Here is a 9362-nt window from a genome sequence, read left to right as displayed (position 1 = left end):
GCCACTGCCTTTTCAAAGTCCCTTACCGCCGGGCCTGTGGTTAAAAAGTCTGACTTTAAGACATCCACAACCGCCTGTATATCCGCATCATCTATGTACTGCCTGCCGTATGGTATATGCACTTTCTGTCCCTCCTTGGCTTATATGCGCTTTAACGCTTTTTTTAAGTATTGGGGGAAATCAAAATCTGAATCGTCCGTTCTGTCCCCTGCTTTATATTATACTTAGCTCTCCAGCCCAGTTCCTTTATCTTTCTGCCGTCCAATCTTGCTTTGGTCGCTGTACTGTATCCCGCCTGTTCCACCTTATCCGGCAATTCAAATACAACCTTTTTTCCAACACTTTCTGCAATAGATAATGCCAAATCTTTCAGCATAATGTCAGAAGCCTCGTCTGCAATATTATAGGCTTCTCCATTTTCACCTTTCAGAAGCACTGTCAGAAGCCCGGAAACTGCATCTGCCACATAGGTATAAGAAAAATATTGCGTCCCTGCACTTTTTAATACAATATCTTCCCCTGCAAGAGCTTTATTGATAAACTGGGAAACCGCCTTCGTGTCACTCATTAACATGGTGGGGCCGTAGGAGCGAGTCAACCGTGGAATTACAATATCCAGGTTATGCTGCTTTCTATATGCCTGGCATAAAGCTTCCCCGCATCGTTTGCTTTCCGGATATCCTGCCCTTAAGGTATTGGAATCTATATATCCGCAGTAGTTTTCCTCAAAAAACTCCGTATCCCCCCGGTTTTCCCCGTATATTTCATTAGAAGAAACAAAGGAAAAACGTTTTGCGTGATGTTTCACTGCTAACTGCAAAAGATAATTTGTCCCGATTATATTGGCTGTAATAGTACCGATTGGGTCGGTAGAATAGGCAATGGGATGCGTATTGCTTGCCATGTGAAGCACATAGTCAATCCTATCTTCTGTCTCTAGTTCCAAGGGAAGATTGATATCATGCGCAATAAACTGAAAACAACTTTGTCCCCAATAGTCAAACAACTTTTCCTTTGCCCTTGAAATACTTCTCCCCAGTGCATAAATACGGCAGTTAAAATCCTCATGGAGATTCTTATACATTAATACATCCACAAGGAAGCTCCCTGTCAGGCCGCTTGCTCCGGTAATCAAAAAGCTCTTATCTTTTAGCTTTTCCCAGGGCAGGTCTAATGCCGCGGTAAACTTTACATCCTCTTCATATAACTTGTGATTTATCATGGAATATGTATCCGCCTTCCTTCTTACTTCAGCCATGTGTCTTTGTCTGCATTTAAATATGCTTTAAACATTTCCAGGTCATCCATAGTGGTGAGTTTGATATTCTTGTCAGAGCCTGCCGCAAAATACAGGCGTTCCCCTAATTCCACCATCATAGTATTTGTGTAGGAAGAACCTTGAATGCCGATGCCTTTTTCAAAGGCTTCATGGTAAGCACTGTCTAATTTTCCAAACTTATACGCCTGGGGGGTGGAGACCCGGCGCAGGGTTTCCCTTGGAATATATTGAACGGTGGATATTTCATCATCCGTCACAAAAATCTGTTCATTGTAAGGCAGGGAAGTAACTGCATTCCCATGCTGCCTGCATTTCACAATGACATCCGCCAAAACCGCCGCATCAACAAGGGGACGTATGCCGTCATGGATGATAATGGTATCCTCTGCATCACACTTGTCCTCCAGATAAAAAACGCCATTTCTTATGGATTCCTGGCTGGAATTTCCGCCGGAAACAATCCATTTTAATTTGCTGATATTAAATTGTTTCGCATAGGCCCAGACAACATCGTGCCATCCATCAATACACACCACCTCTATAGCGTCAATTTGGGGATGTCTCTGAAATCCTTCCAGGGTATAAATCAAAACAGGCTTGTCGCAGACATTGATAAACTGTTTTGGAATGTCTTGTCCCATGCGGTGCCCTGATCCACCTGCAATAATAATCGCTACATTCATTCATCTTCTCCCATTTTGGTGTCTTCTCTTTTACACGGATTTTTTATATAACACTTCTTACCTTGCCCCACCTGTGATGCCCATGTTTTGTCCGGTGATCATGTCGCTTACAGAGGACAGGAAGTATTCGATTGCCGGGACGCATTCTTCAACTTTAATATTGCGGCCCCTTGGATTATCTTTAGCGCTTTGTTCAATAGCCAGCTCTGACAGATTTGATAAGAATTTTGTCTCCATCATGTCTGGTGAAACTGCGTTTACGGTAATTCCCTTTGGCGCATATTCCGTTGCCAGTGTACGCACCAGCCCTAACAGTGCATATTTTACGGTAATATAGGAGCTTTGGAATTTTGGGGGAATCCCAAATAAATAGGAAGTTAAAACCATGACAATCTTGCCGTATTTCACTTTTGCCATCTTTGGAATAAATGCCTGCAGTATCATTACAACGGACCGAAGGGAAGTGTCAATTTCCTCCTGCCAATGGTTCCACTCATTTTTTGGAAAACGCTGGCTGGCTGGGCTGGATGCGGAGAGGTGTACAATATGGCCTGGCCATTCCCCACTGGCCTGGATTTTTTCTATCATTTGTTGTGTACTCTCCATATCCCGGAAATCCGCCTGAACCGGAATTATTTTATCTCCTAATTCATTTATCAAATTGTCAATCATGTTTTTAGAACTGTGGTAATGTGCCCATATTCTGTCATAGTTGTTTGTTGTTTTCCGTATCAGGCTGGCTCCGACTTCTGAAGATGCGCCTGTTACAAGAAGAATTTTTCCGTTATCCATTTAAAACCCCTTCTTTTAGTAATCCTCTAAATACCTTTTCATTTTTTTGATTTCGCATAGTAACTTTTAGTTCCAGATAATTTAATTCTCTGTTAATTTCTATGATTTCGCCTGTCACGGATATTGTATCCCCTACAAAAACCGGCTTTACAAAATTAACGCTTCCCCCCAGTATCAAACAGTATTTGCCCGGCAGGTAACATCCGCCTAAAGTTGACATAAAAGATGCTGTGAGCATTCCGTATACAACCTGGTTTTCGTACCCCATCTCTCTGGCAAAATTCAAATCTCTGTGAAGGGGATTTTCATCCAGGGTAATATCATAAAATTTCTGCATCATTTCTGATGTAATTGTCCTGCTGAAAGTTTCCTTCATGCCTACAAATAAATCCGTTATTTTATATTCGTTCATTTACTCACCTGTTTTCTGCAAAAAAATCACAAATTTACCGTTGCATTTTACTGTGTAAGGGACAGATGATTCATAAGCGCATCCAGTAAATCTCCGATTCTTGTACATTCCGCCACTTCTTCCAGGGTAAAAGTTACACCAAAAGTTTTTCCCAGCTCATTGACAAGGGACATATGGGCCAGGCTGTCCCAGTCCTCTACGTCTGCCGCAGACAATTCTTCTGTAATAATAAGACTTTCGTCCTCAAATACATCCTTACAAATTTCCGCCATTTTTTCTAAAACTTCTTTTCTATTCATCGCTATCTGCCTCCTTGATATATGTTTTTGCAGTTTTAAAAGTATCCAGGTCTAAATGAAATAAATTTTCCCCGTCTCTGTTAAAACCCATTGCTTCGTAAATATCTTTTACCATTTGATTTTTTTTAGTGGGTATGTATTGGGATGATATGGTTTCAAAACCGTTTTCTTTTGCAGTCTGTACCACATGGTTCATCACAAATTCTTCCATTCCCCGTTTGAATACCCTGCAGCTCATCAGCCATGTGTCCACAAAAAGGTCTTTTTCTGAAGTCTTTTTTAGGATAACTACAGATACCAAGCCGTAGTCTCCGAATTTATCTTTTAGCGTATAGTAAAGGGTAATAAAACCCTTATCTTCGGCTAATCTTTTAATGTCGTCTTCCGTATACCGCACTGTCCGCAGGTTAAATTGATTCGTCCTCTGGGTAAGCTGTGCAATCCGTGGATATTTTACAGGTTCAAAAGCTTTTGCCCTGCCTTCCATCATAAGATTTTGTAGATAATCGTCTATTGTCTCAAAGCTTTGTTGGTGGCTCTTTCTTTCAAACTCCCTCTGATATAGTTTGGTGCGGTCACTTCCGGAACCCGTATAGGAAGCTGTCTCAAAATAATTTTTTCTTTGGAGGAAATCCAGCCAAAGCGCAGGATCTTTCGGAAGTTCAGGAACTTCTATATCCGGGCATTTTTCTTTTACCAGGTTTCTCTCAACCGGATTATCGTCTAGGAATACTATAGAATCCATTCCTATGTTCAAGCTCTCTTGAATCATTTTTATATTTGACGCCTTATCATTCCAGTTTGCAACAAAAATTGAAATGTCTGCCAATCTAAGAATCATTTCCTCGTGTTTTTCAAAAGGCTCTCTCGCAATATCCGCCTCATTTTTGCTGCATACCGCAAGTATGATTCCGCAGTCCTTAAGCTGCTTTATCCACCGCTGCAAATTGGTAAATACATGGCCTTTTCCATACTCTCCGATTTCTATGCCGCCCATGCCGTCATCCCCAATTATGCCGCCCCACAAGGTATTGTCTAAATCAAGAATGACACATTTTTTTATTTTTCCATTCATGGCATTCACCACATCGATGACTGCTTTGGCAAGGTAGGGCAAAGCATCCATGGAAACCGACATTTTTGCATGATAATAAAGGGCCGCATCAAAGAAAAAATCCCTGCCAAGATTAAGCTGTAGGGAAAGAGCATCAACGGGATAGACCTTTCCGTTTTTTGCTTCCGCTTCCGCCAGAAGATAATTCAATTTGCGTATCTGGTATATAAATGTAAAATCCATTTTACTGGAATAATTTCCCAGTGCCTTGTCATCAATTTCAAAGAAATTCATCTGTAAAATTTGAGCCTTAGAATTATTTTCGATTAAGTCCCAGTAATGCTGTATTTTTTGCATATAAGTTTCTGCAAAGGCATTTCTTAAAGAAACTTCTTCCGCCAGATATTCTTCATATATTTTTTCAGTACAAAGCCATATCAGGATTTTATCTGCTCCAAAACCATATACTTCTGAAGAAGGATTCAGAAGCTGGGTGGCGATTTGGTTATAGTCAGCGTCAAATACAGTTAGATTCAATCCTGACAATCTGCCATACCCCTTAACGGCCTGGGAAAAAAACTGTGTTGCACAATTTCCCAGTACTGCCAGACGGATTTCTTTTCCGCCTGCTTCCTTTTTACAGGCTTTCTGTAATTCACGAAATGAATACATGGATACACCTCATTTCCGATATCATCCCTTTTGGGGCTAATGTTCAAGTAAGCCCGTTTTTTCAAATTCTTCCCGGAACAGGTACATAAGTACCATGTCATCTCTGGCATCATCTTTCCAAGTCAAATAATCTTTCAGAACGGCCTCTTTATGAAATCCTGCTTTAAGCAAAGTTTTCAGTGAAAAAACATTTCGGGAATATAAACTGCCATTTATTCTGACAGTGTCTGTTGTTTCAAATGCCCATTTAATAGCCAAGTGAATTGCTTCTACCGCAATTTCCTGTCCCCAGAAATTCTTATCCCCTATAAAATAACCAAAGTTACAGTATTTGTGGATTTTATTAAAAGTAAGCTGGATGTTTCCAATGTGTTTATTTTGGGATGATTCAATCATAGCAAATATTATTTTATCTTCGGATTCCCGGATTTCATTGATATAATCCGTAATCTTTTCCAAGGTCTGTCTCTCATACCTCACCCAAAGAAAACGATTAACCTGGGGATCATTCAGCCAGTTAACATATTCTTCCGTGGCATATTCTGTTCCACACATTTTTAATGTTACTTTTTTTCCTGTGAGTACATCTGTTGTAAACATATCTTTGTTCTCCTGTTATTTTTTACTTAGCCTGTTTTTTGCATGACAAGCTATATTTCATTTCTGCTATTTTCCAGTCTTCATAATTGTCAATATCCTGTACTTCCAATTCGCTCATAATAACAGGGACGGTATGTTCCGGTATCAGTTTTTTCTGCTCAAGAAAGGCCGGCACGCTTAAAAAGTAGAACTGGCCGCAGTCATGATACCATTTCTCTAAATCCTGGGAGCGTACCAGGCGGTTTTCCGGCCACCTGAACTGTACTCTGCCTTCCCGCAGTACAAAGCATCTTTGGGGCGGAAAAGAGTAGGGAACCACAGGGATTACCCCCTCTGCCCCCGTCTGGGTCAGCTTTTCCATACTCTCTCTTAATTTTGCAGGGGTGATAAACGGCGCCGTAGGATAAATACAGCACACGTATTCAAATTCCTGCCCTCTCTTTTTATATTCCTCTAATACTTCAAGGATAACCTCATGGGTCATTGCCATATCGTTTGCAGTTTCCTGGGAACGCAGAAAGGGGACATTTCCCCCGCAGGCTTCCGAAACTTTTCTTATTTCCTCATCATCCGTAGAAACCATAACTTCGTCAAAAACTCCGCTTTCCATTGCGGCTTCAATGGAATATTGAATAATGGGTTTTCCGCAAAATTCCTTTATATTCTTTTTGGGGATTCTTTTGCTGCCGCCCCTTGCCGTGATAATTGCCAGGCTTTTTCCCTTCATAATCAGTTTACCTCCCTGCATTTTTTCTATATTTGTCTAAAAATACAGCTATATTATCTGTCCATTGAAAATCTACGCGTTTCATTAACGCTTCTAAATCTTTTTTACTGTGGTAACTTCCTGTTCCTTCCTGGCTGTGAAGGCGATAAGAGCCATCATATATTTCCTGCCAGTGGGACTTAAATAACTCGGTAATCTCATGGTTTAACTTTAGATATGCAGATTCCAAAGTTTCTTTTTCCGGGCAGAAAAAACATTCTTTTTGGTACAAAATTTTTCCCCTGTCACATTCCGGACTTATTTGATGTATCGTAACCCCTTTTGGGGTATTGTCAATAAAACTCCATATATTGGGGCTGGCACCACGGTTCCAGGGGAGATAAGATATATGCAGATTTATCATGCTGCCCTGCATAAAATCTATTATTTCTTTACCTATTATGTATTTGTAGTTGTAACTCACAACTAATCTGGGATGCAGGTTTTGAATCTCCTGGATGTTTAAACGTTCGCTGTTTAAAACAGCAGGGCATCTGTCTTTTATCCAGCGGTACAAATCCTTTGCGTTTTCATTATTTGTGAGAAAGAGCACCGTGACCGGGAATTTTTTATTCATAAAAGTTTCTCTCCTGTGAGATGTTCTATTTTGACTTTCGGTAAATCATATCCATTTGAACCGGGGTTCCTCTTTTCAAATCCTGGGCAGCGGTTTGTCCCAGGATTTCAGGGTAGAATTTCGGCGCAAGCCCGTATCCCGGGCGAATTACCCTTATGTTTTCCTCTGTGAGTTCTTCCCCCTTTTTTATATCCTTTATGGCAAAAATGGAACGACGGAATACACAGTTATCTTTTTCCTGGTTTTCTATCCCGTAAACCACTTTTCCTATTGCTCTTTCCGCTTGCCGGATATCAGAAACCATACGTTTAAATTCCTCTGGCTCCATGGAAAAGGAGGAATCCGGGGTTTCAATTTCCCGTCCCAGGCAGAAGTGTTTTTCAATGACCGAAGCCCCTAAGGCAACTGCCGTCACTGCGCCTATAGAACCCATAGAATGGTCAGAAAGGCCTACCGGGATATCATAGATATCCGCCATATTCTGCATCGTCCGCAGGTTCATTTCATCCGTAACAGCAGGATAGGCGCTTGCACACCGCAGTAAAACAAGCTGCATATTTCCTTCCTGATAAATTGCCTGCACCGCTTCGTCAATCTCTCCCAGTGAGGCCATTCCTGTGGACATAATAATAGGTTTTCCCTTTGAAGCGATATATTTCACCAGGGGAATGTCAACCAGTTCAAAAGATGCAATTTTATAAAATTCAATTCCTATCCCTTCCAGAAAATCCACGGATGTTTTATCAAAGGGTGTTGAGAGGAAATCAATGCCTGCTTTTTTAGCCGTATCCTTTAACTCTGCCTGCCATTCCCAGGGAGTAAAGGCTTTCTGGTATAATTGATAAAGATTTTCTCCCGCCCATGTTCCCTTTGCAATTTGAAAATATTCGTTATTGCAGTCAATGGTCATGGTATCCGGTGTGTAAGTCTGGATTTTAATGCAGTCTGCCCCGGATTCTCCGGCCGCATATATCATTTCTTTTGCCCGTTTTAGGCTGCCGCCATGGTTGGCTGACATTTCTGCAATGATATAAGCTTGTTTTTTTAATCGTTCATGTAAATTCATAACTGCCCGTCCAATCTATCAATGCCTGTCTAAATCCGTTGAAACTAATTTTTGAATATCCTCTACATTAAGCCATTGCGTATTCGTACCGGAACTGTATTCAAATTCAGGCTTCACTAAACTTCCTCCGGGAATGATGTTCTCTTTCCCCCACCAGTCATAGTGGGGATATATGATATAGTGTTTTTCGTATTCATATGTATGCAGGGAATCTTCTCTTGTTACCATTATTTCATGGAGTTTTTCCCCTTCCCGGATACCCACTTCCGGAGTTTTGCATCCCGGCAGCATGGCCTGTGCCAAATCGGTAATTTTAAAAGAGGGTATTTTAGAGATAAATGTTTCGCCTCCGTTTGCCTCAGAGAGCGCCTTAATTACAAGTTCTACCCCCTGCTCTAAACTAATCCAGAACCTTGTCATGCGGTAATCTGTAATGGGCAGTTCTTTTCCCCCGTTATCAATGATATTCTGAAAAAAGGGAATAACAGATCCACGGCTTCCGGCAACGTTGCCGTAGCGCACTACTGCAAAACGTGTTCCGTTTTCGCCGGAATAAGCATTTGCTGCTGTAAAAAGTTTATCTGACACCAGTTTTGTGCCGCCGTAAAGATTGATGGGGTTCACCGCTTTATCTGTAGATAATGCAATGACCTTTTCCACACCTGTTTCCAGTGCGGCGTTAATAACATTCATAGCGCCGTTGATGTTTGTTTTAATGGCTTCATTTGGGTTATATTCACATGCCGGGACCTGTTTTAAAGCGGCAGCATGGATTACATAATCTGCTCCCTTCATCGCCATTTTAAGACGGGCCTCGTCCCTTACATCCCCGATAAAATACCGGAGAATGTCACGATGCTCTTTGTATTGGTTGCTCATAACGAATTGCTTATATTCATCCCTGGAATAAATAATGATTTTTTTCGGCTTGTAGTTCCTTAAAACATATTCCACAAAATGATGTCCGAAGGAACCTGTGCCGCCTGTGATTAATATTGTTTTGTCATTTAACATATGTTTTCACCTGTTTTCTACTAATTTATTTATCTCAATTCATCCAAATTATCCGCCACCTTATGGAAAGCTTCGACAACATCATCCAAATCCTCTTTTGTCATATAGGGGCGCATCAATTCATGGAAGATTGTCTCCGAATTACATA

At 41.0% G+C, this 9362-nt stretch carries 11 protein-coding genes; all 11 read right to left on the bottom strand.

All coding sequences use genetic code 11. The features are described from left to right. Positions 1–163: 163 nt before the first annotated feature. Genes D7Y06_RS22115 through pseB form a run of 11 tightly spaced genes read right to left on the bottom strand, consistent with a single transcriptional unit; the run spans position 164 to position 9214 of the window. Positions 164–1258, bottom strand: coding sequence for an NAD-dependent epimerase/dehydratase family protein (locus tag D7Y06_RS22115; RefSeq protein ID WP_243119450.1), 1095 nt, complete (start codon positions 1256–1258; stop codon positions 164–166). Then, on the bottom strand, positions 1246–1962 hold the full coding sequence (locus D7Y06_RS22110) for an IspD/TarI family cytidylyltransferase (RefSeq protein ID WP_120409751.1): 717 nt from the start codon (positions 1960–1962) through the stop codon (positions 1246–1248). The genes D7Y06_RS22115 and D7Y06_RS22110 overlap by 13 nt, the downstream gene beginning before the upstream one ends. Before the next feature lie 57 nt (positions 1963–2019). Beyond that, entirely contained in the window at positions 2020–2754 is a 735-nt protein-coding gene (locus D7Y06_RS22105; protein WP_120409750.1) for an SDR family NAD(P)-dependent oxidoreductase, read from the bottom strand. Next, on the bottom strand, positions 2747–3166 hold the full coding sequence (locus tag D7Y06_RS22100) for a MaoC family dehydratase (protein WP_120409749.1): 420 nt from the start codon (positions 3164–3166) through the stop codon (positions 2747–2749). The genes D7Y06_RS22105 and D7Y06_RS22100 overlap by 8 nt, the downstream gene beginning before the upstream one ends. A gap of 47 nt (positions 3167–3213) precedes the next feature. After that, positions 3214–3465, bottom strand: a complete 252-nt coding sequence (locus D7Y06_RS22095) for an acyl carrier protein (RefSeq protein WP_120409748.1) — start codon at positions 3463–3465, stop codon at positions 3214–3216. Next, positions 3458–5191, bottom strand: coding sequence for an HAD-IIIC family phosphatase (locus tag D7Y06_RS22090; protein WP_120409747.1), 1734 nt, complete (start codon positions 5189–5191; stop codon positions 3458–3460). Before D7Y06_RS22090 ends, D7Y06_RS22095 begins: the two co-directional genes overlap by 8 nt. A gap of 36 nt (positions 5192–5227) precedes the next feature. After that, positions 5228–5791, bottom strand: a complete 564-nt coding sequence (locus D7Y06_RS22085) for a GNAT family N-acetyltransferase (RefSeq protein ID WP_120409746.1) — start codon at positions 5789–5791, stop codon at positions 5228–5230. A 22-nt stretch (positions 5792–5813) separates the two neighbouring features. Next, the gene (pseF, locus tag D7Y06_RS22080; protein WP_120409745.1) at positions 5814–6518 is read right to left on the bottom strand and encodes a pseudaminic acid cytidylyltransferase; all 705 of its coding nucleotides are present in this window, start codon (positions 6516–6518) and stop codon (positions 5814–5816) included. 7 nt (positions 6519–6525) lie between these two features. Next, positions 6526–7134 carry a formyltransferase family protein gene (locus tag D7Y06_RS22075; protein ID WP_120409744.1) on the bottom strand — a complete coding sequence of 203 codons (609 nt, stop codon included), beginning with the start codon at positions 7132–7134 and terminating at the stop codon, positions 6526–6528. Between the two features lie 25 nt (positions 7135–7159). Then, entirely contained in the window at positions 7160–8200 is a 1041-nt protein-coding gene (gene pseI, locus D7Y06_RS22070) for a pseudaminic acid synthase (protein ID WP_120409743.1), read from the bottom strand. 18 nt (positions 8201–8218) lie between these two features. Further along, a complete protein-coding gene (pseB, locus tag D7Y06_RS22065; RefSeq protein WP_120409742.1) occupies positions 8219–9214 on the bottom strand; it encodes a UDP-N-acetylglucosamine 4,6-dehydratase (inverting) in 996 nt (331 codons plus the stop codon). Positions 9215–9362: the final 148 nt, after the last annotated feature.

Source organism: Roseburia sp. 1XD42-69, from assembly GCF_003612565.1.
Taxonomy (GTDB): domain Bacteria; phylum Bacillota; class Clostridia; order Lachnospirales; family Lachnospiraceae; genus Roseburia_B.
This window is presented reverse-complemented; position numbering and strand designations above follow the sequence as displayed.

Excerpts from the sequence above, each read along its gene's own strand:
- pseF (WP_120409745.1), bottom strand. The coding sequence starts at position 6,518 with ATGAAGGGAAAAAGCCTGGCAATTATCACGGCAAGGGGCGGCAGCAAA.
- D7Y06_RS22115 (WP_243119450.1), bottom strand. The coding sequence starts at position 1,258 with ATGGCTGAAGTAAGAAGGAAGGCGGATACATATTCCATGATAAATCAC.
- D7Y06_RS22085 (WP_120409746.1), bottom strand. The coding sequence starts at position 5,791 with ATGTTTACAACAGATGTACTCACAGGAAAAAAAGTAACATTAAAAATG.
- D7Y06_RS22090 (WP_120409747.1), bottom strand. The coding sequence starts at position 5,191 with ATGTATTCATTTCGTGAATTACAGAAAGCCTGTAAAAAGGAAGCAGGC.
- D7Y06_RS22075 (WP_120409744.1), bottom strand. The coding sequence starts at position 7,134 with ATGAATAAAAAATTCCCGGTCACGGTGCTCTTTCTCACAAATAATGAA.
- D7Y06_RS22110 (WP_120409751.1), bottom strand. The coding sequence starts at position 1,962 with ATGAATGTAGCGATTATTATTGCAGGTGGATCAGGGCACCGCATGGGA.
- D7Y06_RS22095 (WP_120409748.1), bottom strand. The coding sequence starts at position 3,465 with ATGAATAGAAAAGAAGTTTTAGAAAAAATGGCGGAAATTTGTAAGGAT.
- D7Y06_RS22100 (WP_120409749.1), bottom strand. The coding sequence starts at position 3,166 with ATGAACGAATATAAAATAACGGATTTATTTGTAGGCATGAAGGAAACT.
- D7Y06_RS22105 (WP_120409750.1), bottom strand. The coding sequence starts at position 2,754 with ATGGATAACGGAAAAATTCTTCTTGTAACAGGCGCATCTTCAGAAGTC.
- pseI (WP_120409743.1), bottom strand. The coding sequence starts at position 8,200 with ATGAATTTACATGAACGATTAAAAAAACAAGCTTATATCATTGCAGAA.
- pseB (WP_120409742.1), bottom strand. The coding sequence starts at position 9,214 with ATGTTAAATGACAAAACAATATTAATCACAGGCGGCACAGGTTCCTTC.